The organism is Levilactobacillus namurensis, assembly GCF_032197885.1.
Lineage (GTDB): Bacteria > Bacillota > Bacilli > Lactobacillales > Lactobacillaceae > Levilactobacillus > Levilactobacillus namurensis_A.
In genome coordinates, this window is the sequence record NZ_CP134159.1 from 2410292 (window position 1) to 2435229 (window position 24938).

22 protein-coding genes are annotated in these 24938 nt (G+C 54.3%); 5 read left to right on the forward strand and 17 right to left on the reverse strand.

Annotated features, from left to right (window positions below):
* Nucleotides 1-10: 10 nt before the first annotated feature.
* On the forward strand, nt 11-670 hold the full coding sequence (locus tag RIN67_RS11505) for an SDR family oxidoreductase (protein ID WP_265000271.1): 660 nt from the start codon (nt 11-13) through the stop codon (nt 668-670).
* A gap of 142 nt (nt 671-812) precedes the next feature.
* Here the strand turns inward: RIN67_RS11505 and RIN67_RS11510 are convergent, their stop codons facing one another.
* On the reverse strand, nt 813-1100 hold the full coding sequence (locus RIN67_RS11510) for a hypothetical protein (RefSeq protein ID WP_265000272.1): 288 nt from the start codon (nt 1098-1100) through the stop codon (nt 813-815).
* 235 nt (nt 1101-1335) lie between these two features.
* Between RIN67_RS11510 and RIN67_RS11515 the strand changes: the two genes are divergently transcribed.
* From RIN67_RS11515 to RIN67_RS11525, 3 genes are all read left to right on the forward strand, one after another.
* Complete coding sequence (locus tag RIN67_RS11515) at nt 1336-2031, forward strand: response regulator transcription factor (protein ID WP_056944276.1); 696 nt, start codon at nt 1336-1338, stop codon at nt 2029-2031.
* Nucleotides 2028-3413, forward strand: a complete 1386-nt coding sequence (locus tag RIN67_RS11520) for a sensor histidine kinase (RefSeq protein WP_265000273.1) — start codon at nt 2028-2030, stop codon at nt 3411-3413. Before RIN67_RS11515 ends, RIN67_RS11520 begins: the two co-directional genes overlap by 4 nt.
* A 72-nt stretch (nt 3414-3485) precedes the next feature.
* Complete coding sequence (locus RIN67_RS11525) at nt 3486-3734, forward strand: hypothetical protein (RefSeq protein ID WP_024747457.1); 249 nt, start codon at nt 3486-3488, stop codon at nt 3732-3734.
* A gap of 784 nt (nt 3735-4518) precedes the next feature.
* Here the strand turns inward: RIN67_RS11525 and RIN67_RS11530 are convergent.
* The 9 genes from RIN67_RS11530 to RIN67_RS11570 form a co-directional block, all read right to left on the reverse strand.
* Nucleotides 4519-4926 carry a hypothetical protein gene (locus tag RIN67_RS11530; RefSeq protein ID WP_056944274.1) on the reverse strand — a complete coding sequence of 136 codons (408 nt, stop codon included), beginning with the start codon at nt 4924-4926 and terminating at the stop codon, nt 4519-4521.
* Between the two features lie 224 nt (nt 4927-5150).
* Nucleotides 5151-5576, reverse strand: a complete 426-nt coding sequence (locus tag RIN67_RS11535; protein WP_313825854.1) for a hypothetical protein — start codon at nt 5574-5576, stop codon at nt 5151-5153.
* Nucleotides 5577-5747: 171 nt separating this feature from the next.
* Nucleotides 5748-7145: an MFS transporter gene (locus RIN67_RS11540; protein WP_265000274.1), complete on the reverse strand. Its 1398-nt coding sequence runs from the start codon at nt 7143-7145 to the stop codon at nt 5748-5750.
* An 18-nt stretch (nt 7146-7163) separates the two neighbouring features.
* Entirely contained in the window at nt 7164-7577 is a 414-nt protein-coding gene (locus tag RIN67_RS11545; protein WP_265000275.1) for a MarR family winged helix-turn-helix transcriptional regulator, read from the reverse strand.
* Nucleotides 7578-8403: 826 nt separating this feature from the next.
* Nucleotides 8404-9240 (reverse strand): magnesium transporter CorA family protein, encoded by an 837-nt coding sequence (locus RIN67_RS11550; protein WP_265000312.1) that lies wholly within the window; start codon nt 9238-9240, stop codon nt 8404-8406.
* A 117-nt stretch (nt 9241-9357) separates the two neighbouring features.
* On the reverse strand, nt 9358-10137 hold the full coding sequence (gene pnuC, locus RIN67_RS11555; protein WP_265000313.1) for a nicotinamide riboside transporter PnuC: 780 nt from the start codon (nt 10135-10137) through the stop codon (nt 9358-9360).
* A 349-nt stretch (nt 10138-10486) separates the two neighbouring features.
* A complete protein-coding gene (locus tag RIN67_RS11560) occupies nt 10487-10846 on the reverse strand; it encodes a MarR family winged helix-turn-helix transcriptional regulator (RefSeq protein WP_313872925.1) in 360 nt (119 codons plus the stop codon).
* A 331-nt stretch (nt 10847-11177) separates the two neighbouring features.
* Nucleotides 11178-12818 carry a glycoside hydrolase family 13 protein gene (locus tag RIN67_RS11565; protein ID WP_265000315.1) on the reverse strand — a complete coding sequence of 547 codons (1641 nt, stop codon included), beginning with the start codon at nt 12816-12818 and terminating at the stop codon, nt 11178-11180.
* A 707-nt stretch (nt 12819-13525) separates the two neighbouring features.
* Nucleotides 13526-14920: an FAD-binding oxidoreductase gene (locus RIN67_RS11570; RefSeq protein ID WP_265000316.1), complete on the reverse strand. Its 1395-nt coding sequence runs from the start codon at nt 14918-14920 to the stop codon at nt 13526-13528.
* A gap of 151 nt (nt 14921-15071) precedes the next feature.
* Between RIN67_RS11570 and RIN67_RS11575 the strand changes: the two genes are divergently transcribed.
* The gene (locus RIN67_RS11575) at nt 15072-15551 is read left to right on the forward strand and encodes a pyridoxamine 5'-phosphate oxidase family protein (RefSeq protein ID WP_265000317.1); all 480 of its coding nucleotides are present in this window, start codon (nt 15072-15074) and stop codon (nt 15549-15551) included.
* Between the two features lie 121 nt (nt 15552-15672).
* Here RIN67_RS11575 and RIN67_RS11580 read toward each other — a convergent pair whose 3' ends face one another.
* The 7 genes from RIN67_RS11580 to RIN67_RS11610 form a co-directional block, all read right to left on the reverse strand.
* Nucleotides 15673-16338, reverse strand: a complete 666-nt coding sequence (locus RIN67_RS11580) for an ABC transporter ATP-binding protein (RefSeq protein ID WP_024747447.1) — start codon at nt 16336-16338, stop codon at nt 15673-15675.
* A gap of 12 nt (nt 16339-16350) precedes the next feature.
* Complete coding sequence (locus RIN67_RS11585; RefSeq protein WP_265000318.1) at nt 16351-17790, reverse strand: ABC transporter permease; 1440 nt, start codon at nt 17788-17790, stop codon at nt 16351-16353.
* A gap of 754 nt (nt 17791-18544) precedes the next feature.
* Nucleotides 18545-19759 carry an AI-2E family transporter gene (locus RIN67_RS11590; RefSeq protein WP_265000319.1) on the reverse strand — a complete coding sequence of 405 codons (1215 nt, stop codon included), beginning with the start codon at nt 19757-19759 and terminating at the stop codon, nt 18545-18547.
* A gap of 686 nt (nt 19760-20445) precedes the next feature.
* Complete coding sequence (locus tag RIN67_RS11595) at nt 20446-21096, reverse strand: hypothetical protein (protein WP_265000320.1); 651 nt, start codon at nt 21094-21096, stop codon at nt 20446-20448.
* Nucleotides 21097-21112: 16 nt separating this feature from the next.
* A complete protein-coding gene (locus RIN67_RS11600) occupies nt 21113-22417 on the reverse strand; it encodes a GH25 family lysozyme (RefSeq protein ID WP_390894541.1) in 1305 nt (434 codons plus the stop codon).
* A gap of 420 nt (nt 22418-22837) precedes the next feature.
* Nucleotides 22838-23488 carry a hypothetical protein gene (locus RIN67_RS11605; RefSeq protein WP_265000322.1) on the reverse strand — a complete coding sequence of 217 codons (651 nt, stop codon included), beginning with the start codon at nt 23486-23488 and terminating at the stop codon, nt 22838-22840.
* A 30-nt stretch (nt 23489-23518) separates the two neighbouring features.
* Nucleotides 23519-24715 carry a GH25 family lysozyme gene (locus RIN67_RS11610; protein ID WP_313825852.1) on the reverse strand — a complete coding sequence of 399 codons (1197 nt, stop codon included), beginning with the start codon at nt 24713-24715 and terminating at the stop codon, nt 23519-23521.
* Between the last annotated feature and the right edge of the window lie 223 nt (nt 24716-24938).

Genomic DNA, 24938 nt, shown 5'->3' on the forward strand with positions numbered 1-24938 from the left:
GTACTTTTTCATGACAACACTGGTTATTGGTGCCCATGGTCAAGTGGGCCAGCACATTGTCCACGACCTCGCAGCCAACGGAGAAACGGTCTTTGGTGGGATTCGGAACGCCGAACAAGCCGCTAGTATCGATAAACAGGGCGGCCAAGCCCGGATGTTCGACCTGATGGGCACGGCCGATGCCATGGTCCCCGCCATGCAGGGCATTGACACGGTGGTCTTTTCCGCCGGTTCCGGTGGCAGCACCGGCGACGATATGACCCTCAACATCGACTTAGATGGTGCCGTCAAGTCTATGATTGCGACCGAAAAAGCCGGTATCAAACGCTTCATCATGGTCAGCGCCATGGGGACCGGCAACCGCGAATCCTGGGCAAAATCCAGCATTCGCCCCTACTACGTGGCCAAGTACTACGCCGACCAATGGCTCCAACACCGGACGGACCTGGCCTACACCATCGTTCGGCCCGGTATTCTGACTAACGACGCCCCGACGGGTAAGCTGGCATTGAACCCAACTAAGAGCGACAACCGGTCCATCACCCGTGCCGACGTGGCCGCAACCGTGGCTGCGGTCGTGGCTCAGCCCTTGCCGCACCAGATCATCACCCTGGTCAACGGTGACACCCCTATCGACCAAGCCCTAAGTCAGGTCGCCACTTTACAGTAATCCCTGAAGCATCACCCACAAAACCCCGCCGACGGTGTGACCGTTGACGGGGTTTTATTGACCCAGGGGGTGGGCTTCTATTCTGCTAATCATGGTTTGCCGGCCGCTGCAACGGCCAGCCGAGACGTTTGGAGGAACGTCGCTATTTCGAGAATTGTTGTCGGTGTTGTTGGTCCAAGTTCAGGGCACTGGCATCGACCGTGGTCTGAACCTGCTGGGCGATCTGCTTGGTGCTGGTGCGCCGCAAGTGGATCCGGTTGAATTCGACCTGGGCAACGGGCCGTTGATCCAACGTGACCGTGGCTTGGACGGGTTCGATGTGCGCCGTAGTCTTAGTAGCCGCCGAAGCCCCGGCGGAAGTCGCCATCACCGTTGAAACCGTCATGAGACCTAAAACAAGTGTTTTAACACGTTTACTGAATTTTGTCATTTTTAACCACTCCTCAATGGATAACGTTTAGCTGTTCGCTTTCGATGTATTAGTTATACCATGTGCGTGTCGCCGAAATCTTGAGGGGTTCTTAAGCTTAAAATATGAATTTCTTACTTTTCGTTTAGCTGAATATGCTACCATACCAGTAATTAATCAGATTCCTCATTATTAGGGGACCTGCGTCTCCCGAATCGTTTCCATTCTCTGATGCCCAATAAAGGAGTTTCCAATCATGCAAAATACCATTCTTTTAGTTGAAGATGAAGAAGGCCTCGCAAGCTACGTGGCCAAAGAATTGACCTTTGAAGACTTTACCGTGATCACCGCCGACGACGGCGAGAAAGCCTGGAACCTGTACCAAGAACACCGCGACGAGCTACTCTTGATCCTCCTGGACTGGATGTTGCCCAAAGTCGACGGAATGGCAGTCCTCCGCCGAATTCGCAAGCACGACGACCTGCCCGTGATCATGATGACCGCCCGTGACTACCTGGGCGACAAAGTCACCGGCCTCGACAACGGGGCTGACGACTACATCACTAAGCCCTTCGAGATCGAAGAACTCCTAGCCCGCATCCGGGTGATTCAACGCCGAGCGGCCCACCAAAGCGGCCTGGATCAGACCTACCACGTGGGCGACCTGTCCCTGGTCACCAAGACCCGTCAGGTCACCCGCGGCACCACCCACATCCAACTGACCCAGCGAGAATACGACCTGCTCCTATTCTTGATGCGCCATCCCGGTCAGGTCTTCACCCGTGACGAGTTACTCGACAACGTCTGGGGCGTCGACTTTCTGGGCCAGCAGAACGTGGTCGACGTCTACATCGGTTACCTGCGTAATAAAGTCGACTTAGCCGACCTGCCGCAACTCTTTCACACGGTTCGCGGCGTCGGGTACAGTCTGAAAGTTGGTGATGAACCATGAAAGCTTCCACAACACCCCGTTCTTACGCCGATATCATTCGCCGCTCCTTCACCAGCCTGCTCCTGATGATTGGCCTGATCATCATTTTGACCGTCTCAATCACGCTGACCATCGACCAACTGGTCCGTGCCCAAGACCAGGCCGCGCGTCTCAGCGCCACTTTACAGACCACCCAAGTCAGTAATTTTCAGGACTGGCTGACCGTCAACCGGGGGAGCGGGTTGAACTCCCACAACACCTTTATCCTGATCAAGAATAGCGACGGCACCACCACGTCCTTCCTCCCGGGGGCCCGCAAGATCGATGCTGACAACGCCTGGTCGGTCCCCCTGACCCACCTGATCTATATGAAGGGCCAGGGTCTGTTCTTCTCCGAAACGCTTAAGGTGGGCGGCCAGACCTACCTACTCTATATCGGGATGCACGTCTTGCTGGGCAACCTGCACGTCCTAATCGCTATGCTGATCATCGCCATCGGGCTCAGTCTGCTGTTGGGGCTGTTCTTCGTCCGGCGACTGGCGAACCGTATCAGCCGCCCCACCATCGAGCTGGCCCAGGCTGCCCAAGCAGCCGCAGCCACACCGTCCGTGACCCAACCCAAGCTGCCCCAGCCCCTAGAACCCGTCGAAATCAATCAACTGGCACAGGACTTCAACCAGTTGCTCGCGGCACAGAATAATCGCCTGCAACGCGAGCGGCAGTTCATCTCGGACGCTTCCCATGAGCTCCGGACGCCCATCGCCACGATTCGGGGCAATCTCAAATTAATTGAACGCCGGGGCGAGCAACACCCCGAAGTCATCCCCGAATCACTAGGATTCATCGACCAGGAGTCCCTGCGGATGCAACACCTGATTGAGAACCTCCTCCACCTGTCGCGAGCGGACCGAGCAGCGGTCACCCTGCAGCCCTTAGACTTGGCGACCCTGGCCCGCAACGTCGTGGCCCATTACCAGCCCCTGGTCCAACAACCCCTTAGCCTCGAGGCGCCCGCCACGCCGATCATGGTCAACGGGGACACCGACATGCTCCACCAGATTCTGACCGCCCTATTGGACAACGCCCACAAGTACTCGCCGGCCACCAGTCCCATTAGTGTCCGCGTAGCGCAGGACGACCAAGCCGTCACGTTAAGCGTGGCCGACCAGGGCTCCGGAATTCCCGCGGAGGACCGCACCCACATCTTCGAACGCTTCTACCGGGTCGATGCCTCGCGCTCCCAGAAGGTCGAAGGGAGTGGGCTAGGATTAGCCATCGTCTCCCAACTGGTCCAGTTGAATCAGGGCCAGATTACCGTTCAAGACAACCAGCCCCAGGGGTCGATTTTTACCGTCAGGTTGACCCCCGCGCCCGATCCTAAGAAAATCTCAGAGGATCCTTAACCAACTGCCAAGACGATTGCAACCTTTCTTGGGTATACTGATCCCATAATCTTTTGAAAGGAAGCGTTCGCGATGCTGATTGATCAAAACCCCAATATCCATACCATTACGCCCGCCCAAATCACTAAGGTCTTCTACCCCTACGTGATTGCGAAAACGGAGGCCGGGAAGTACGTCAACCTAAACCTAAGCGACCAAGAACGCCAAGACCCCCTGTTCTGGGAAGCCATCACTAACATTGCTAAGGCCCAGTTATGGGTCCCCATCGGCGAACGGTTCCACCAGCTTCTGTCCTACGACTGGATGTTGGTGACCAGTTAGCCGCCAGCCTTAAAAACACAAACACACTAAGATTAGCTCTGTAAAACAATTTTACAGAGCTTTTTCGAATTATCATGGCATATTGGATACTAAAAATCGAACAGGGACTGTTGGGCTTCAAGTCTGCCATATAAACCAATTACTGTTGTGACGGTCATTCGCCTTACCGGACGGCCAGACAAGGCTGGAACGCCGTGGGCACCACTTCGAGCCACAGAACGGTCTCGAAGCTGGGCCTTTTCCTAGGCGAGCTGAAAAACGCTCACCAAGGAAAATTTCACGGCTGAGCCTTGTCTGGCCGTCCTCTCGGCTTACAGTTCTGCAACCATGGCGAAACATGAGTTGCCAACGGGCCGTAGTGGTTGGCATGAATAAGACTGCCATCCGTTTGTAGCCATGACGCAAGTATGCTGATGCCTACTACCACGGACTCGAGGTCTGGTAAGATTTACGCCTTAGCGTTCTAGTTTAAGAGTCCCACTCGGTGATATTTCCAATTTCGGACGTCAGGAAACACTGTTTTTGATACGCTCAATTTAGCCGTGAGGTTGGCCCTGAAGAGGCTCAGTGGTGTCGTTGGGGTTAGTCAGCGTTTTGAGCTGGCTTACCCCAACGGCCAAACTTGAAGACCGCTCTTTGGCTTCAAGTTGTGCCCACCGCGTTCCAGCCTCTTCAGGGCCAACCGGTAAGGCGGGGGATTGTCACAATCTGCTCTTTGACTAAACGTAGGAAAAAGCCTGTACGGTCGCCATTCAGCAGCCGCACAGGCTCTTTTGATCTCAAATTAGGAATTCTTCACCAAACGACCTTCAGCAATCAATGCCCGGCGTGTATCGCCCGGGTCAAGCTGGGTCGGCCGCGCTAAGCAACCGTCGATGGTGCCACCTAAGGCCGCTAACGCAAAGGCCAACAGGTCCCAGACCAGACTGCTCCAAGCGGTGCTGACCCCACCCGCGGCTAACGTCAAAACGGCAAACGCACAAATGCTGGCGACAATGGCAATTCCCTCGCGATCGACCCGGTTAAAGTAAGGGTAATTGTGAGTGAACAACCCGTCCACGACCATCAACGCGCCAATCGTTCCTAACGCCATCCCTTGGCCTAGATCCAAAAAGACCGATGTGCTCAATAAAATCATGTACGTTAAGAGAAACCAGAAAGAATGAAAAGCGTAACGCCAATCGAATACCATTGTCCTCACCTCGTTTAAATTAGTAGTTGCAGTTTAGCATGTTTCACAAGCAAATGAAACAGCTAAAACCCGCATGGTTAAGCCAATAGCACTACTAACCGCAAGGGTGAAAATGTTTTCATCGGGTCAAGATAAGCCATGAAAACCGTTACGAAAATTCACAAACTTTTCGCGTTTTTTTTCAAAAAAAGAGACGGTTCGTGTTCGCACAACGACCGTCTCTCCTATTTATCATGCGTGATCTTCTTCAGTAACGCTTTCCGTTTACGTAAACTCCGCAGCGTCTGGTTCGGCTTTAACTCCGTCGGTCGCACCAGGTATCCATCGATGGTCCCGCCCAAAGCGGCCAGGCAAAAGTCTAAAAAATCCCAGATAATACTGGCCCAGGACGGATCGAGCGCCTTAGACAGAATCACGATCAAGGCAAACATCGCGATGCTGACCAACACTTGGGGGCCCTGCCGATCAACCCGATTAAAGTACGGGTAGTTGTGCGTGAACAGGAGGTCCACAATCAGGAGGGCCACCACGGTCCCGATAGCCATTCGGAGGGGGTGGGCCGCATTTAAGAACACAGCCATACTGGATAGAATCAAATACGTCATTAAGAACCAAAACGAATGAAACGCGTAACGCCAATCAAATTGCATGCTGCTCACCTCACCTATGCTTGTGGTGAGTGTAGCACCCTGGTCAAAGAATGCCGCAAGATTAGCAACCAACAGTAAAGCTACCGGCCCTACTAACTCGGGACTGGTTCAGAGTTGGTCAGCCTCTGAGCGGACGGCTCGCACGCGTAACCTTTTCCAGAACACCGCGCCTTAATCAGTATCAGTGGATTGCCGCAATGCCCAGACCATCAGTGCCCAGGCAACGCCGCTGGTCACGACTAGAACGATCAACGCCGTTTGCGACCCCGTGGCCGTCTTGATGGCCGTCGTGGACCCCGGAACCGCCTGACTGGCTGCGATGATTGCCGAGACCAGCGCAGTTCCCATGGCGCCCGCAAACTGTTGCAGAGCGTTCATCAGCGCGTTACCGTCGGCCTTAAGGTCAGCGGAAAGGTTCTTAAGACCACTGGTCATCATGTTACCAAAGCCCAGTCCAATCCCAATCATGTAAAGCACGTACAGGCCCAAAACGCCCCCGGCGGATAGCCGGTGGGCCGCCGTTGCGGCCATCCCAATCAGGGCAAGTACCGCTAAGCCTAGTCCCAGCAAAATCGGACGTTTAGCTCCCCAGCGGTCTAAAATCTGACCACCCAACGGCGCAAACATGGCCCCGATGGCCGCTCCTGGTAGGACGATCAGCCCCGCCATGAATGCGGTCTGGTGGGTCACCAATTGAAGGAAGTTCGGGAGAATAAACGACAGGCCCAGGCTGGCGATCTGAATCAAGAAGAACGCCGCCAAGGTCCCGCTAAAGGCCCGATTTTTCAAGGCCTGGAGGTGAATCAGTGGTGTCGAAAGCTTAAGGGAACGGTAGCTAAAGCCCACCAGTCCCACGACGCCCAAGCCTAATGCTCCGGCGACTGGCCAGCTCACCCACGCGTGGGTACTGACGGCGCTAAAGCCGTAGATGAAGCCGCCGAACATCACCACGATGCCCACCATGCTCAAGATGTCGAAGTGCACTGGTTCCGTGGGCGTTACCTGCTGGATGGTCTTGATGCCGACGAAGAACGACACCACTAGAAACGGGACCAGAATCCAGAAGATATACCGCCAGTTCAGGTTCGTGACTAGGATTCCCCCGTACGTGGGCCCAATCGCGGGGCCGATTGCCGTTACTAAGGTCCCGATTCCGGTCATCATCCCGATGCGACTCAGGGGCACCTGTTCCAAGATGATGTTGAACATCAAGGGAAGGGCAATCCCCGTACCGAACCCTTGAATCGCTCGACCCATCAACAACCAGGGAAAGCTGGTCGCGCAGGCGTCGATCAAGATTCCCGCGATGAACAGGAGGTTGGCCGTGATAAAGAGCGACCGCATCCGAAACCGACGTTTTAGATATGAAGAAATCGGCACAATGCAAGCCACAATCAAAAGGTACAACGTGGTCATCCACTGGACCGTGCCGGTGGTGATGCCAAACTGCCGCATCAACGTGGGAAACGTAATGTTCATCGCCGTTTCCACAACCACCCCACTAAGGGACATCAGGCCGGTCGCCAAGACGGCCCCGACCACCCGGGGACTAATTTTTTCAGTTGCCATGTCAAACTTCCTTTCTGACTACCACCGCGCAATTTGCCGCAGAGCTTGCCGAAAACCGGCCGCCGCTTCCGGCGACAGTCCCGCAACCATCTTGGCGTCTTGCGCGGTCAGGTGTTGTGTAATGATGGGGACTAGTTCTCGTCCCTTTGCGGTCAACTGCAACTGGCGCTTCCGGCTGTCACTGGCCGCGACCTCCCGGGTCAAAAGCCCCCGTTCGACCATCCGGCTAATCAACAGTGACGCCGTCGACCGGCGAATGTGAAACTCACGTTCAATGTCGACTTGAAAGCTCACCGCCGTCCCCTGCCGTTGCAGGTAGTCAATCACCGACATCTGCATGCCAGTCATCCCATACGGCCGCGCAAAGGCGTTCAATTCTAAGTTCATCTGATTGGTTGCATCCCGCAAAAGTCCACCTAATCGTGGTGTCATCTCATCCACACTCCTTTTTGTTAGTCAGCTAACAATTATAACGCAATTGGGCTGAAATTCAAGAGTGGGTGGGAGTCATCGCCTTACCGGGCGGCCAGACAGGGCTGGAACGCCGTGGGCACAACTTGAAGCCCCAAGCCCAGGTCTTCAAGCTTGGCCTTTTCCTAGGCGAGCTGAAACCCGCTCGCCAAGGAAAATCTCACGGCTGAGCCCTGTCTGACCGCCCTCACGGCTTACCATCACACTTGAATTTTCAGTAACTGCGTTCTGGTAAGACACATGCAACTACCAGAACTGAATTTTTATCACTCTTGAGATAGGCGGAGGTTGTAGTTTACCCACTAGTACTTAGGGACTGTTGTATCAATAGAACGTAACCACACATTGTCTAGCATCACCTAGGAGACAATCTTGCTAATCTAGCGTCATGGGCTTCTGTCGGCTAACGAAAGTTTATGTGAAGCGTCATGACCACCAGGTACCACTACGGTAAGCCGTGAGGGGGGCTAGCTAGGGCTCAGCAGTGACATTTGACTTGGGCGACGTTTCTCAGTCGGCCTAGTCAAAGGCCCAGCTTCGAGACCGCTCTTTGGCTCGAAGTGGTGCCCACTGCGTTCCAGCCCTAGCTAGCCGCCCGGTAAGGCGACTGAACGATGCCCCCAGAATTCTTCTGTTCTTAACGGTAACGACACAGTGCTGAAACGTGCGACCAAAGGCAGTCAACTCCGCTTAACCCCGTAAGCCAGCTAATCCACCCCCGGGATTAGCCGGCTTACGACGTTAATGCTCGCTGACTAACCGCCTTTGGTCGCACTCTTTAGGGAATTTACCAGAAATGTTGGTGCCGGAGGACGTACGCGACTAAGGCCATGATGCCTAGCATGATGCCGACCGTGAAGACCAACGACCAGATGGTCAAGAATTTCATCGTATCGTTCAGGTTATTGTTCAACACGTTATTAAAGGTGCTTGAGATACGGTCCACCACGTCCGCTTCAATTGCCGTCATTTCGGACGTCTGCCGGGCTTCAATCACAGCATCAGCTAAGTGTTCCCGGTTCTTGTCGGACAACTGTTTACCAAACGGCGTACTGTTCAGGTTGACCACCATCATCGCGTTATTGCGAGTCGCACTGACGAAGTACGCCAGGCTCTGCTGGAGGTTCGACAACGCAATCAAATCCTTGTTATCGGGCGACTGGTTCAACTGCTTATCCAGACGGTTCTGTTCGGCGTTAATCTTGCGAATCGGCGCAATGAACTGGTCAAATAAAATGAAGAAACTGATCATGACCAACTCGTTGGTATCGGTAATCTGGTCTAACTTCAAGCGGTCCATCAGGAGCTGGTTGACCCACTGCGTACGCTTAGTGGTGAACGACATGACCCGGTTACCCTTCAAGAGGAACGTCACGGGCCGCGTAATGTAGCGTTGTGCGACCTCATCGACCACGACCGGGACGTGGAGGACAAACAACTGGGTGTTGAGGTACTCGTCACGGTCATAGTGGGAGCGTTCGTTCACGTCGGTCACGTAAGTCAAGATTTCATCGGTTAATCCATAAACTGTCTGTAGTTTTTGCCGATCCGCATCGTCTTCGACCATCGCTGTGACCCAAGTTAACGCATGCGCATCGCCGCCAAGATCATGTTCCACAATCATGTCCGTTTCCTCCTCTACCAGGCGATAATCTTAGTGTACCACTTTCCCTATCTTCTCTGGCGGGATGCGCAAAAAAAGCGGCGTCACCCATCCGGTAACCGCCGCTTCGAAGCACTTTTAGTTATTTTCGTGAGCCAACTGAGCAGTCGATTGTGTGGTCATCTGTTCAGCGTAGGCCGATTCGGCCGCAGCGACCCGTTGCCGTTCCTTCTCGTTGTACCACGGGGAGACCGTGAAGGCCAACACGTCGTTGATCAGGTAGACGGAACTGTTGATGAACATCGCCAGCGTCGCGGAACCCTGCCGGAAGGAGATGAACCACAGAACCATCTGTGCCAACCCGGAAGCCAACCACCAGATGTACTGGTTGTTGAACCGCAGGAAGCAGATGATGCCCGCCGTAAAGCTAATCGCAAAACTGACGGCATCGACCCAGGGCCGTGGGTCATCGGTAAAGGCCCCAATCGCCCAACCGGAAAGCAAGTAAATCACGACCGTTGAGAGCAAGGCCACGGCCCAGCTCCGGCCCGTAAACTTCCGAATTTTGGACGCCATGTTCACGTTCCAGTTAGAACTGATCAAGACTGGAATGTCCAGCGTAATCACGTAGGCGATCTGTTCGAAGATCGTCAGGTAATTCTTGGCAGCGTAACCCGTGATGATGAAGCAGAGGGCAGACAGAACCCCTAAGACCCCGTTTACGGACTTCGCCGCGTTGATAGCCAGGACACACAGCACACCCAGCGTAGTCCCGATGAAGGTCAGAATCGTCAGTGGTGTAATGGTCTGACCCACCAAAGTCATGACCTGACACCCGAGACTAAAGAAGAATAAGTAATAGTTCTGTTGTGGCCAACCCTTAAGTTGGTGACCTAAAAATTTAAAATAATTTTGCATACCAAAAATGCTCCCTCACCTATTAGTTTGCCACATTTAGTATGCTTTCCGGAAAGCTTCGCTAAATCACTACCACATCTAGTAGTGTCGTTTAAGCAACGTTTACGAGTATAGCATAAAAATGTCCCCTGCCAATCACTAATCCATAATTTGTTTCATGGCCAAAAGGGTCATCGAAAACGATTCCATCCAGGAGGTGGCGCTGTGAAACAGAGACCACCGGTGCTTTAATTTTTTCCCGATTGCGGTTAAATCAAAACGGAGCCGGAAAAATTCCGGCCCCGTTTACAATAGGTAGCTTATTTTAAAATAAGTTTTCTGTAAATCGTTTTACTCACATCGTTTAAGGTTAGTTCTCGCTGGCATTGGCGCCTTCTCGGGTGGTCAAAGCCGCTAACATTTGGGTCAGTTGGCCCATCGTCAGTGAACTCCCACTATCCGCTAAATCAACCTGATTCATCAGCTTCGTGGAAGCTTGCACTAACTTGGCGCACTCAATCTCCAACTGTTCACCGCTCGCGGTCAACGATAGGGGGCGGACTCGCCGATCCGTGGTCTCATAACTCTGTTGAACGTAGCCCCGCCGAATCAGTTGCGAGATTCCTCGTGAGACTGCGGCTCGAGAGATCCCCCGGCTGTCGGCAACTGCCGCCGACGTTAGTTTCCCGGGTTGTTCTAGGATTTGATGCAGGATTGCGTATTGGTCCACCGAAATCCCCGTCTTCCGCTGAAAACGCGTCGCTGACTTTTCCAATTATCGTTTAAGTTGCATGTAGGATTCGAAGAAGCTTTCTGCATGCACTGCTTTACTCTCTACCATCGTATCAGATCCAATCTCCGTAAACTAGTCGAACTGCACATAGTTTCGACCAATTATCTTTAGAATAATTCACTACCCCATAGAATTATCTATACAATTGATAATAAAAAATATTCAGCTGAAATGCAAGGTCAACAATGAATTTTAAGAAAAAGCAATGACTTTAACGATTCTACCCTATGAACCAATTTTTAACTTCTGGGGTAATCACGTGATAACCCTATTGTTCCAACTTTCGCAAGTGGTAGAGCCGGGCTTCCCAGGGTTGAATCTCCTGATCATCCGAATCAGCATCGACCCGTAGATTGGTCAAGATCAATTCGCTCGCGGTCAGGTCGAACTCCTGAGTGGTGGCCGGGTGACTACTCATATTGACCACAACTTGCCAATTGTCACCATTATAACTTCGCCGATATACATAAAGTTGGTTATCGTGAGTATCAATTAATTCGTATCGTCCCAACTGCAATGCTGGCACTGATTTTTTCAACTGAATCAACTGTTGATAAAAGGTCAGCACAGAATGCGGGTCTGACCGTTCCACTTGAACGTTACGGGTTGCCAGGCCCGGAGTCAACCCAATCCAGGGTTGGTGGGTCGAGAAGCCCCCATACTGATCCGGCGTCCACGGCATCGGCGTCCGGGCGTTATCCCGACTCTTGGTGGCGAGTTGTCCCAGCACCGCCGTCTCCGGAATCCCAGCTGCCAGCTGACGCCGGTAATAGTTCAGACTGTCCAGGTCGCGATAATCCTGAATATGGTGGAAGTGGGCGTTCGGCAAGCCCAGTTCCTGTCCTTGATAGATGAAAGGGGTCCCCTTCATCAACATATACCACATACCCAGTGCTTGCGCAGAGCGACGAGGATACGCGGTCCCGTCACCGTAATAGGATACGGCCCGCGGCAGGTCGTGGTTCTCGATGAAGAGCGCATTCCACGCGTGGTTCTCTAAGGCCAATTGCCAATTGCTGAGGTTCTCCCGCAACGCGGTCATAGGCAACTTCGACTCGTTGGCCTCCCAGAAGTGCACGTGGTCGAACTCCAATAAGAGGTCAAAGATTCCCTGTTCTGGATCCAACCACTGCTTAGCCGTTGCCATGTCCACGCCCCCGGCTTCACCAATCACCAATAAGTGATTCCGCGTCAAAACGGGCTTTAGCGCTGCCAGGTACGGTGCTGTCCCGGCAAAGTCCCGGGCGTAGTCCGTCCGCGGGTCCGCCACGTCGGCGAAGTCCGCGTTCTTCTTCAGGTGGGTCACGCCGTCTAAGCGGAACCCGTCGACGCCCCGATCGGCCCACCACTGAATGATGGCCTGCATTTCCCGCTGGACCGCCGGGTTCTCCCAATTCAAGTCGGGTTGAGCGACCGCAAACGAATGGAGGTAGGCTTCACCCGTCGCCGGATTAGCGGTCCACGCGGAGTCGCCAAAGACCGACTCCCAGTTGTTCGGTGGCGTCTGCCCATCGCTAGGCTGCCAGATGTAGTAGTCGTGGTGCGGGTCGTCTTTTGCGCGCCGAGCCGCCTGGAACCAAGGGTGTTGGTCTGACGTATGGTTCAGTGCTAAGTCCAAGACCACCTTCAACCCCGCGGCGTGTAGGGCCTGAATCAGGGCGTCAAAGTCCGCCAACGTGCCGAATTGCGGGTCCACGTCCCGGTAATTGGTCACATCGTACCCACTATCCACGTGTCCCGAGGCGTAGAAGGAAGAGATCCAGACAAAATCGACGCCTAGCGACTGGAGATACGCGACTTTAGCCTGGATGCCGGGGAGGTCCCCGATGCCATCTTGGTTGCTATCAAAGAAACTTTGGGGGTAAATCTGGTACCCTACGGCTTGGCGCCACCATTGCGTATCGGTCATCCTGCTCTTCCTTTCGTGCCCTGGTCAACAACCGGTTGTCTTCGCGGTAATTCCGGTTTGCATTCGCTTCCAATTGTAACGAACATTTACGCATTTGTCCGCCAATTTAGCAAATTTCTCCCTGGTTGGTTCTGTCAAAACGCTAGGGGCAACCCTTACCAATTCTGGTAAAGCCGCCGATAACCCCCTGCATTCCCCTTACAAGCCATCAGACCATTCCCTGTCACGCCGCCGTCTAAAATTCACAAAGACGGGGCACCCCCACCAGGAGTCCCCCGCTTAAATTAATGTGAACTTGCTGAGGTGATAGTCCTCCGCCTTACCGGGCGGTCAGCTAGGGCTGGAACGCAGTGGGCACCATTTCGAGCCAAAGAACGGTCTCGAAGCTGGACCTTTGACTAGGGCGACTGAGAAACGTCACCCAAGTCAAATTTCACTGCTGAGCCCTAGCTGACCACCCTCACGGCTCACGTTAGCGCTAGAATGGTCTACTACATTAATCATTGTCGCGCCACCACGTGAGGTCCCGTCAGCCGATAGGGCCCAGCCGGTGACATTAGCGTTAGGCCAGCGGTCTTCTGGCCTTAGGCTAAGGCCGAGCTTTGAGATTCGCGCCCTTGGCGAAGCTCAAAGTCGTGCCCACTGGCGTCACGGCCCTACCAATCGGCTGGCGGGACCGGCTGGTTTCCGCAATTTTTCCGTGGCATCTAGTCGATTTTGCGTTTAGGGTTCAAGATGTTCATGGGATCGAATAAGGTCTTGATCTGGTGTTGCAGATAATCGACATTGTCGCCCAACTCGGGATTGTTCCACTGATTCTTCATCATCCCCACGGCATGCTCCCCGGAGATGGTGCCGCCCAGTTCCAGCGTCTTACGGAACGCTTGCCGCAAGGCTTCCAGGACCGCCGCGGGCACCTGGTCTTCCGCCTTATCCCAGACGAACGTGGGGTGGACGTTCCCGTCACCGGCATGGCCCGCCGTATAGATCATGACGCCCAGACGCTGACTTAGGTCTTGTAAGTAGTCCATCATCGGGGCCAACTGGGACAACGGTAAGGCCATGTCTTCCATTAAATGGTTCCGCCCCGCGAAGACGGCTGGTAGCATGTCACGCCGGAGCTGCTCTAAGTCAGCTTGTTGTTGGGCATCCGCCGTGACCTGAACGTGTTGCCCATCATACTTAGTCAATAAGTCTTGTAAGACTTGCACGTTCTGGTCACTGCTACCATCGAGCCGGAAAATCAGCATGGCGCCACTATTTTCCGCGTAGTGGGTCTTTTCGTACCGGTCTAGCGCGACCACCGTGTTCCCATCGAGGGCTTCCAGCATGGTCGGGTTCACCCCGGACATCCGAATCGCGGCCACGCCTTTCGCTAACTTACCCATATTCTCGAAGAAGGCCATCCCCATGATGGACTGCCCCAGCGGAATCGGTAAGAGCTTGACCGTGACTTCGTAGATGATGCCCAGCGTGCCTTCCGACCCTACGAAGAGCTGCGTCAGGTCATACCCGAAGGCTTGCTTCAGGGTCCGACCGCCTAGGGAAACGGTCCGACCATCGGCCAAGACCGCCTTCAGGCCCAAGACGTTATCCTTGGTGGCCCCGTAACGGACCGTGCTCATCCCACCGGCGTTCGTGGAGACGTTACCGCCAATGGATGAGAACGGCTTCGACCCCGGATCCGGTGCGTAGAACAGGCCCTGCTTCCGCGCAGCCTGGTCCAAGTCACCGTTGACCACGCCCGGTTGGACCACAGCCAACGAATCGTCCTTACTGATCTCTAAGATGCGATTCATCTTCCGGGTGGACAGGATGATGGCACCCGTGATGCCATCGGAGCCCACCACGGTACTGGTTGCCGTAGTTTGCGGGACCACCGCTAAATGGAACTTGCGGGCCGTCTTCAAGACCCCCTGAATATCAGCTACACTGTCGACTTCAACGAACGCCCGGGCTAAGCCACCCTCGCCCCCGGTCGCGTTGCCGTTGAACGACTGTTGCCGCAAGGTTTGCGGGTCGGTCGTTACCGTGCCGTCCGTGACCTGTTGCTTGAGAAACGTCAAAATCTCTTCGTCTGAAAATGCACTAAATACCGTCATTCCTAAGACCTTCTTCTTTGATAACCATGTCATTAATGACATTGTTAATTATTATAGAACCAGTGTTTCCCCATCGTCAATGATTTTTAACCATTTAGCTAAACCGCTTACAGAATAAGCGGCTATACTAAAAGGATAGGGAGGCGGTACTATGCATCAGCCACAATCAGCAGTCACCGATTTTACTCAGATTCGCCACTTCATCCAAGACGGGCACGTCCTGAACTTAGCGCTCAACGACGGAACTTACCCGTACGTTGTCCCCGTGAATTACGGCTACATCTTCGATTCGGATCAGACCTTACACCTCTACGTTCACGGCGCGCCCGTGGGCCAGAAGCGCGACCTGATTGCCCACGACCCCCACGTTGCCTTTAGCATCGTCGCGGACCAGGCTTTCGAGCACTCGGCTAACAACTGCACCTACTGGTTCAAGAGTGTCTTAGGGACTGGAGTGGCCACACTCTTGACCGACCGCTCAGCCAAAGAACTGACCCTGCAGCGCCTAATCCAACACGAAGCCGGCGACCAGGCTCACCTGGACCTCAGTGGGAAAAGCCTGGACCATTTAGGCGCCATTCGCATCGACGTGACCCACCTGACCGCCAAGCAACACCAGCCTCAGTCTTAGAAGAGAGTGGGTTAGCCAGAGCTGGCTGCCTTGGGTCGCACGTTTCAGCACCGGATCATTATCGTCAAAAACAAAAGCGTCTGGGCATATTGTCCCAGACGCTTTTGTGTCTAAATCGCGTTTAAGCCGGATCTAACGCCTTAAACTGTTTATTCTCGAGCCGGAACTGGTGGTCACACTGGGCGGCCACGTCAGGTTCGTGGGTCACGATAATCACGCACTTGTTCTGGTCATGCGCGATCTTTTGGAACTGCGCAATCACTGCTCGGGTATTGTCCTCATCCAGGTTCCCCGTGGGTTCGTCGGCCACCACCAGCTGGGCGTCACAAGCCATGGTCCGCGCAATGGCCACCCGCTGTTGTTGCCCCCCGGAGAGGCGCTGGACGTTGCGCGTCATCTGATCATCGCCAATCCCCAGGTCCCGGAGAATCTGCCGGGCGTAGTCGGTATCGCCCGCGTGACTGGCGTTGGTGATGGCCATGGCCGTCATCAGGTTATTCAGCGGCGACATGTAGGTGAACAGGTTATAGGCCTGGAAGACGATGGCCACATGGTGCCGACGATAAGCGGTCAGCCCAATCTGTTTGAGGGAACGGTCATCCAAGGTGATTTCCCCCGCTTTGGGCTGGTCCAAGCCCGCTATCAGGGACAAAAACGTGGTCTTTCCCGTCCCACTGTGCCCCAAGATAGCGTAAGATTGGCCGGTCTCAAATTCCAGGTTCACGTTTTTAAAGAGCGGCTCATTGGCCGTCTGGTACCAGTATCCTAAATCTTTGGTTTTTAACATCGCGACGCCTCCTTACTCAATCAAGACTTTCTTCGGCTGCAGGCGTAAGATTCCGCCCGAGGCCAACATAATCGACAGGAACATGATGGCCAGACCGAAGCCGCCCAATTCCGCTAAGTCAACGGCACTGACCGTAATCGCCAATTTAGCTTGTTGCGTACTTTGAGTGCGACTGTTCGGGCCACCGTGGCCACCAGCGGATTGACCGCCCGGTTGGCCACCATTTTGCCCCCCGGACTGCATTTGCGTGACCTGGGTGGTCTGCGCCGTTTGCTTGGTCAGTTGGGCGCCCAATTGGTTCCCGACCAACTTGCCACCGGCTCCCGCAATCACTAGGGCCACGACCAAGACCATGATCATTTCCGTTAAGAACTGGGCCACGATCTTCCACCGAGCTTCCCCTAGGGAGAGGAGTACCCCGATTTCAAACCGCCGTTCGCGAATCATCAAAATTACGATCAACGCTAAGATAATGGTCCCCGCAATCGCCACTAACCAGACAATCTTGTTGGCGAAGCTCTCAACGCTCGCCATGGAAGATTTGACCGTCTGGTAGCTGGCATCGTTGGTACTCAGTGTGTACTTGCTGGTATTGATCAGCGCTTTTCCAGACTTCTTCACGCTGCTGACCTGGCTAGGTGCCGTGACGTTAAAGGTCACCGAATCCGCCGTGTTGGCGTACTTACTGCCCTTAAAGGTGTTGGCTAAGGTGTAAGAGGTGTACATGGTGTTCGACGGGTCCGTGCTCATGGGCCCAGCCGAACTCGAGCTACTGGAGCTGGCCCGGTAGATCCCGACCACCTTCAGCTTGACCGTGTCCTTGCTCCCACTGGTCTCCTTGACCGTCAGGGTGTCGCCCACGCTCAAGTCGTTTTGACTGGCGAGTTCCTTTTCAATCACCACGTGGTTGGTATTCCGGTCGGTACTGGTAATGCCGCGACCCTTCACAATTTTGCTTTTCTGATCGCTAAAGTCACTGGTTAGGCTAGTGGCACTGACCCCGTTGATCTGCGTGTCGCCCGAACTGGTGGCCGACTTCATCCCACCAGGACCGCCGCCACTACCCATCCCCGTACTGGTCGAGACCGTATCGTAGGACTTGGCGTTGACCGAGGTACTACTGGTCACGTTATAAATGCCCACGTGACTCAGCTTGGCAATCTGGGTCGCGTCGCTGAGTTTGACCGGCGTCAACGTCAGCTTGGGCCGACTGTGCTTGGTGGTGGAACTGCTACTCTGACTCATCTTCTTAAACGCCGCTTGCCGGTTCGCCGAGAGCGTCAGGGTCGCGCCGACATCCGCCTTGGCCTGATTGGTCGCCTTCACGGCAGCGCTGCGAATCAGCAGTCCCGCTAGGACAAACATCAGGATCGCTGCGGATACCAGAATCAACAACAGTGACCGGCCCTTCTTCGCCCAGACGTTCAGTCCGGCACGTTTGATAAAATTCATGTGGTGGTCGCCTCCATTTCGTGTGCTTGACAGGTTCGTCAAAAGCCATGTTTCGGTTATAGCAAACCTGGCTTATCGCAACCTAAAACGAAGACGCGTCGGTTAACCTCCCGTTAAGGTTCCCGGCAAACCACGGGATGATGCCAGTCAAAACAGCTTAAGATTAGCGCTGTAAAACTATTGTGGTTTTACAGCGCTTCCTTGAGTGACATTGCTATAGCTTTATTAGAACCGGCCTTAAAACAAAAACGTGGTGATTGTCACCCGCCTTACCGGACGGCCATAGTGTTCGCCATTAGGCCACGGTACTCAAGCATATTATTGACGACTATGATCAACTAAAAAAACCTCATCCTAAACAGGATAAGGTCACAGTGGTCGTTTGCGTGAATCAGATCGTCAACCGTTTGCAACATCAAGCGTATGATGACGTGTACCATTGATTCGAAGCCCAATAAGGCTGGTCTGATCATCAGTCACGCATGTTGTTCAAACTTCAGAAAGTACTGTTTTGGGTACGCTCAATTTAGCCGTAAAGTTGGGCCTGAAGGGGCTCAGTGGTGTCGTTTGGGTTAGTCAGCGTTTTGGGCTGGCTTACCCAAAGGCCGAGCTTGAAGACCTGGGGCTTTCAGGGCTCCAAGTCGTGCCCACCACGTTCCAGCCCCTTCAGGACCAACCGGTAAGGCGAATATTTCCACAATCTGCCCTTGACTAAACATAGGAAAGAGCCTGGGCATGTCCCAGACTCTTCATACTAATCTGATGAGTCTTTCGTTTTCGGCGTAGGCAAGTGGGGAACCTGAGTAAGGGCTTCCTCATCCGGCAAAACGTCGGGATAGAGTGCCGAATATTCTTGGTACCAGTGGAAAATGGTGGTCACGAAGACCTTCAACACCGCAAAGCCGGGAACCCCCAGAATCACCCCGGTCAGACCGAACATCTTGCCGGCCGCCAACAGGACAAACACAATCGTGATGGGGTGCATTTCCAAACTGTTTCCCATAATCAACGGCGACAGGACCTGCGTCTCTAAGACCCACTCAATCAGGTACACGATCACCACTCCCAGCAGCATCGAGGGACTGGTGATTGCGCCGATAATCAAGGCAGGAATCAATGCGATGGCGGACCCGAAATACGGGATCAAGTTCAACGGCCCGGCAATCACCCCTAAGAGCAGTGCGTACTTCAAGCCGATGATCGAATACCCGGTGGTGAAGATGATCAAGACGCACAGGGCCACGGTCAGTTGTCCCCGGATATAGGAACTGACCTTAACGTTCATCTGGTCCAGCATGGTCACGAAGCGGCCCCGGTAGGCCGTGGGCACCACCTTGCTCAAGTAGTGCGGAAACCGGCTGCCATCCTTTAACATGAAGAACAGGACCAGCGGCGCGGTGATCAACGTGATAACCCAGTCACTGACGGTCGTGACCACGTTGCCAATCGAACTCAGGGTCCCGGTCAACAGGTTCCAGCCCCGCTTAGAGAAGTAGGTGCTGACCCGCCGGTTGATCTCGGCCAAGTTATCATTGGTTACCCAATGGTGTTGCTGGTTCGCGTGGTTCAGCTTTTGAATCACGTCGTTGGAGAACTGAGGTAGCGACCCGATTACCCCCGCCGTCTGCTTGGTCAGAAACGGGATCAGGTTCAAGAAGACCAGAACTAAAATGGCGACCGTTAGCACCATCGCGATGGCAATGGCGAACCCCTCTTTCAGGTGCAAGCGCCGTTCGAGCAAGTGGACCAGTGGATCCAAGACGTAGTAAAGGATACCAGCGACGATGATGGCGGGTGCGGCGATTCCGATGAACTTCCACACTGGGTCCAGCAGACCGGCATTTTGGACCACCTCGTTGACCACTAGTAGAAATAAGAACACGTTTAATAGCAAAATCGTAATGTGATTATTTAAGAAGCGTTGGTAAAACCAGGATAACCCGGATTGGGACTGGTGCAACTTATTCACGACAATTCCCCCTGTAAGGTTTCAGTACCCCTAGTGTACGGCGTCCGCCCCGCCCTGACCAGTCTTCCGAGCGTTTCCGATACAAATGTTTTGATTTTCCCATAGTTCTAGACACAGCACATCGCCTTACCGGGCGGCCAGACAGGGCTGGAACGCCGTGGGCACCACTTCGAGCCACAGAGCGGTCTCGAAGTTGGGCCTTTTCCTAGGCGAGCTGAGGAACGCTCACCAAGGAAAATTTCACGGCTGAGCCCTGTCTGGCCCCCCTCACGGCTTACCATCACGCAAAACCGTTCTACAATGATCTCCAACTATCGCTTAGTGGGTATCACCAAAGTCCAAATTTTACTCGCTTAAAAACACAATCTAGGAATACTCGTCAAATCAAGATTAATTTAACCCACCAATATTCAGCCCGGAGGCGAGCAGGGGCTCAGCCAGCGAAATGATGGTTAGTTAGCGTTTTGTGCTGACTTACCATCAGGCCGAGTTTTGGAACTCGCGGGTCTTGCGAGGTCCAAAATCGTGCCCGCAGGCGTTCCAGCCCCTGAGCGCCGGAGGGCGGCCAACTCTCATCCTAACTTTGACAATACGAAAAAGCCGCTAGTCCTCCAATGACAGGTAATCATCGGAAGATTAGTGGCTGCTTCATCCTTTAAAGAACGTCACGAAATCACATATGTCCCCTATTTTTGGCTATTCTGTGCTAACTTGACCGTCGTGGCCGCGGACTGGCCACTGACTGTGTAGAGGTGCTTGCCGCTCTGCCACTGAACCGTGTTGGCCTGGTCAGCTTCATCCCCACTGTAGACGGTGACCGCTCCACGCTTGGCCTGGCTAGGTAAGCTGGCCCGCTTCAGCTGCCGATTGACTTGTTTGGCAAACTGCGCAGGGGTGCCCGCCTGGTCCGCATTATCCGTGACCGCCGTGACCGACCACTTGCCCGTGTTCCAGTGGACGTAGGTGTGGCCCATGACCCCCTGGGCCACGGCCTTGGTCTGCTTGGTCAGTTTGACCGGCGCACCGGTCGTCTGCTTCCCCACGTAATCCACCTCATCCTTGGCCGTCTGTGCGTTGCCTAGGGTCTGTTGCTTGAACGTAGCCTGGCTATCGCCGGTCTGGTCGTGGTAGGTGACGCGGTAATTTTGCTTGGTCCCACTGGCCTTAGTGGCCGTCACCTTAGTCCCATCGGCCGTGGCCGTGGTGGGCGCGGCCGTCTGAGTGACCGAACTAACGTTGTTGGCCGCGTGCATGGTCAACAGTGTCCCGGAACCCAGGGTCGCCAGGACGGCTAGGCCCGTGGCAGTCCCCAACAGCAATTTTTTGGTTCGTCGCATGCTCTTTTCCACCTTCCTATTCTTTGACGTAACTGTGAAGTGCCGTGACGTATCGGCCGTTACTCAAGACGAAGTAACGCGAGCCCGTCGAACGCTTCTTGACCGCCGTCACCATTAAGGTCTTGCCCTTAGGTACCGCAACAGCACGTTGGCTCTTCTTAAAGCTGGACCCCGTGTACTGGTAAACCTTCTTCTTGGTCTTGATCTGCCGGCTACTATTCAACGACTCATAGTACGCGTGGTTAGAGTACTGATTGTTCGCCGAGATATAGCCCAGCTTGGTCTTGATGCGGTAGGACTTCCCGCTAGGTGCCAAGACCACCTTACCGGCAACCTGGTCTCCCTTGACGTAGTAGCTCCCCGTCTTCTTCGATAAACTAGAATCGGAATAGAGGTTCAGCTTATGCTTCAAAGTAAATGACCCGTGTTGGCCAACCCAGTACCCACTCGCGTCTTGCGCGAGGACCCACTTCCCTAGCGAGGAGATGTACAGGGCCTGAAGTGACTTCGACTGGGCGACGGACTTGACCTTACTGATCTTATAGAACTTCTGGCGGGCACTGGTTGGGATTTTGGTCCCGTCTTGGTAGCTCGAGGCATTTTTATGTAAATAAATGTGTTGCCCCTTCTTATAGCTACTGTAAGCGTACGAGGTAGTATGGCTCAACGCCGTGGTGACACTATCCGTCCACCATGAGACGGGATGCACGGACGTAATGGCCTTACTGTTATCCGTATATTCGCCTAACGCCGACAGGTAATTGTGGTCCGTGTACTGCCACAAGGCGTGGGCAATCGTGGGCGTGTACGAGTAGTTGGCGATCCACTGAGCATCAAAGGATTGCCGGGCCGTATTGGCGTAGCTGGTCGCAAAGCTTTGGTAGGAGTAGAAGATCAGCTTCTTATCCGTCAACGACCGCATCTCATCGTACCAAGCCTTGACCGCCGCGTTCGTGGTCCCGGACGTCACGTCGTTTTCTTCAAAGTCCAACGCGTAAAACTGGGCGTTTTTATTCGACCGATTATAAAAGTCCTTTGCTTCCTGCTTGGCACTGGCCGCACTGGTGAACCGGGCATAGTCGTATTCGCCAAACGGGATGCCGTACTTGGCATACAACGCCGTATTGTTGGCCGCATAAAGGTCCACGTACGAGGACCCGTACTGCCGGCGGTTGATCACGAACGACACTTGATTCTTCAAGTTGGCGACCTGGCTGGCGGTTAACTTCCCCTGCCACTCTGAAATGTCGGGAATCGCTAGTGTGCTAGCTTGAACCGGTGTTTGGCTGCCCCAGGCCAGTCCCGCCATGGCCCCGACCATCGCGACCGTCTGCGCCAGGCGTCGCGCCCATGGATGTTGCGTGATAAACATATCTTGGCACTTCCTTACTAAGGTTAATTTAGAATTCTGGAGACGCCCATTCACGACGTCTCGTGACCCGTATGCCATTTCACCTCCGTGGTATCACGGTTTCTACTGTAACGAACTTAAGTGTGCATCCCGTAACAAGCCGTTTGCAATTCCGTTACCCCAAGTTACAGTTTGATTGACCACCAGTTAGGCGCTCAACTGCGTAGTTGACGGATAATTTACTCGAATGAAATACCGGCCTATCAACCGTTACCGCTATTTTCTTCTTAAGTAAAAAGGGCGTCTCTGCCGAATACAGAGACGTCCTTAGTCCATTCGATTAGGCGGTCATTAATTATCTAAAACGGTCACAAGTGGGCCAATGTCACGCTACTTCGCGCTGTTTTGGGCCAACTTGACGGTACTGTTCGCCGTCTGACCACTCACGGTATAGAGCTGATGGCCCTGTTGCCACTTGACCGTACTGGTCGGCGTGTCGGCCGCAGTGGTCTGGCTGTAGACCGTCACCGCCCCCGTCGTTGCGTCATCCGGTAACTTGGCCTGCTTCAACTGCGCATTGACCTGCTTGGCGAACTGCGTGGGCGTCCCACTCTGATCCGCATTGCTCGTGATTGCGGTCACCGACCAATTCCCCGTGTTCCAGTGAACGTAGGTGTGCCCCATGACGCCTTGCATCACCGCATGCGTCTGGTCATTCAGGGCAACCGTTGCACCCTGGGTGCCCCGACCGACATAGTCGACCTGGTCGGCCGCCGTGGCGGCACTGCCTAAGGTCCGCTTCTGGAAGGTCGCGTGCTGACCACTGCCGTGATACTGCACGGTGTAATTCTGGCGCGTGCCACTCGCGCTAGTCGCCGCCAGTCTAGTCCCGGCCGTCGTTGCCGTGGTGGGCGCAGCCGTTTGACTGACCGAACTGACGTCGTTAGCGGCGTGCATGGTCATCAGCGTCCCCGAGCCTAACGTGGCCAACAACGCCAGACCGGCGACACTGGTCACGAACATCTTTTTCGTCTTCTTCATGATCTTTTCCCTCGATTCACATCATGACCGTTATGCCAAATTCGAATACCGGACGTTCGCTGTCAAGTAACCCAACTTAGTCTTGATCCGGTAAGCACGCCCGTTCGGTGATTTAACCAGGCTTCCGTGCACCGTATCACCGGCCACGTAATAGCCGCCCGTCCGGCGGGTCAGGCTAGCGTTACGGTACAGGTTCAGCTTATGGGTCAGCTTGAAGCTCCGGTGACTGCCACCCCAGTAGCCGGTCACGTCCCGCGCCCAGACCCAGTGATGCAGAGTCTTGAGGTAGAGCTTCTGGCCGGAAACCTTAGTAATCTTGTAGAGCCGTTGGCGCCGCGACACAGGAATGGCCTTGCCATCCGTGTAGCGGGTCGCATGCTTATGCAGCTCCGCGTACGCCCCAACTGGGTAGCCAGTAAAGGTTGAGCCGGTACCACTGGTGCTCGGGGCCGCGACCGTGGGATTCACGTTCGCGTTAGCCGACGACGTGGTCGCACTGGAGGTGGCTGGTGCGTGCGTTAAAGCCAGCGCTGCGCTATCCGCCCACCACGAAACCGGGTGAACGCTGGTCGCGACCCGACTATTATCCGTATACTGCCCCAGCGCGGATAGGTAGTGATGGTCCGTGTACTGCCAGAGGGCGAACGGAATCGTCGGCGTTGACGAGTAATTGGCGATCCATTGCGCGTCGAACGCTTGGCGTGCGCTGTTGGCGTAGGTCGTGGCGAACGATTGATAGGAATAAAAGACCAGGTGCTTGGTCGTTAACGACCGCATCTCATCCGCCCAAGCCCGAACGGCGGCGTTAGTGGACCCGGACGTCACGTCGTTTTCCTCGAAGTCCAAGACGTAAAAGTTGGCGTGCTTATTCGATCGCGCATAGAAGTCCTGGGCTTCCTGCCGGGCGCTCGCGGCGTCGTGAAACCGGGCGTAGTCGTACTCGCCAAACGGAACGCCGTAACGGACGTATAGGTTCGTGTTATTGGTGGCATACAGGTCTTGGTAGCCGGCACCATACTGCCGCCGGTTGATCACAAAGGAAACTTGATTCTTAAGACCGGCAACTTCGCCGGCCGACAGTCGGCCCTGCCATTCGGAAATATCTGGAACGGCTAATGTACTGGCATGGGCTACGGTCTGACTTCCCCAAGCCAAACCCGCTAGTGCACCAACCATGGCCGCCGTTTGGAACACCCGGTTACCAAAGCGATGATGATTTTTAAACATGGTTAAAACTCCCCTCTCCCTGCCGATAAGGGCATCACGTTTCTCGCGATAACACCTCAGGTCCTACTGTAGGTCCAAAACACCCCGCTTAGGTGACAGGAAGGTTTCAATTCGGTTACCATTAGTTAAAAGTTTTTATGATATTAGTTATTCGTTAAACTACTAAGTTAGCCAATCATCCCCGCCCCCAATCCCTTTGCCACAAAGCTATTTTGCGAACTAC

Excerpts from the sequence above, each read along its gene's own strand:
- RIN67_RS11585 (WP_265000318.1), bottom strand. The coding sequence starts at position 17,790 with ATGAATTTTATCAAACGTGCCGGACTGAACGTCTGGGCGAAGAAGGGC.
- RIN67_RS11570 (WP_265000316.1), bottom strand. The coding sequence starts at position 14,920 with ATGACGGTATTTAGTGCATTTTCAGACGAAGAGATTTTGACGTTTCTC.
- RIN67_RS11520 (WP_265000273.1), top strand. The coding sequence starts at position 2,028 with ATGAAAGCTTCCACAACACCCCGTTCTTACGCCGATATCATTCGCCGC.
- RIN67_RS11565 (WP_265000315.1), bottom strand. The coding sequence starts at position 12,818 with ATGACCGATACGCAATGGTGGCGCCAAGCCGTAGGGTACCAGATTTAC.
- RIN67_RS11540 (WP_265000274.1), bottom strand. The coding sequence starts at position 7,145 with ATGGCAACTGAAAAAATTAGTCCCCGGGTGGTCGGGGCCGTCTTGGCG.
- RIN67_RS11525 (WP_024747457.1), top strand. The coding sequence starts at position 3,486 with ATGCTGATTGATCAAAACCCCAATATCCATACCATTACGCCCGCCCAA.
- RIN67_RS11505 (WP_265000271.1), top strand. The coding sequence starts at position 11 with ATGACAACACTGGTTATTGGTGCCCATGGTCAAGTGGGCCAGCACATT.
- RIN67_RS11535 (WP_313825854.1), bottom strand. The coding sequence starts at position 5,576 with ATGCAATTTGATTGGCGTTACGCGTTTCATTCGTTTTGGTTCTTAATG.
- RIN67_RS11515 (WP_056944276.1), top strand. The coding sequence starts at position 1,336 with ATGCAAAATACCATTCTTTTAGTTGAAGATGAAGAAGGCCTCGCAAGC.
- RIN67_RS11510 (WP_265000272.1), bottom strand. The coding sequence starts at position 1,100 with ATGACAAAATTCAGTAAACGTGTTAAAACACTTGTTTTAGGTCTCATG.
- RIN67_RS11530 (WP_056944274.1), bottom strand. The coding sequence starts at position 4,926 with ATGGTATTCGATTGGCGTTACGCTTTTCATTCTTTCTGGTTTCTCTTA.
- RIN67_RS11550 (WP_265000312.1), bottom strand. The coding sequence starts at position 9,240 with ATGATTGTGGAACATGATCTTGGCGGCGATGCGCATGCGTTAACTTGG.
- RIN67_RS11580 (WP_024747447.1), bottom strand. The coding sequence starts at position 16,338 with ATGTTAAAAACCAAAGATTTAGGATACTGGTACCAGACGGCCAATGAG.
- RIN67_RS11610 (WP_313825852.1), bottom strand. The coding sequence starts at position 24,715 with ATGTTTAAAAATCATCATCGCTTTGGTAACCGGGTGTTCCAAACGGCG.
- RIN67_RS11575 (WP_265000317.1), top strand. The coding sequence starts at position 15,072 with ATGCATCAGCCACAATCAGCAGTCACCGATTTTACTCAGATTCGCCAC.
- pnuC (WP_265000313.1), bottom strand. The coding sequence starts at position 10,137 with ATGCAAAATTATTTTAAATTTTTAGGTCACCAACTTAAGGGTTGGCCA.
- RIN67_RS11600 (WP_390894541.1), bottom strand. The coding sequence starts at position 22,417 with ATGGTCGGGGCCATGGCGGGACTGGCCTGGGGCAGCCAAACACCGGTT.
- RIN67_RS11595 (WP_265000320.1), bottom strand. The coding sequence starts at position 21,096 with ATGCGACGAACCAAAAAATTGCTGTTGGGGACTGCCACGGGCCTAGCC.
- RIN67_RS11545 (WP_265000275.1), bottom strand. The coding sequence starts at position 7,577 with ATGACACCACGATTAGGTGGACTTTTGCGGGATGCAACCAATCAGATG.
- RIN67_RS11605 (WP_265000322.1), bottom strand. The coding sequence starts at position 23,488 with ATGAAGAAGACGAAAAAGATGTTCGTGACCAGTGTCGCCGGTCTGGCG.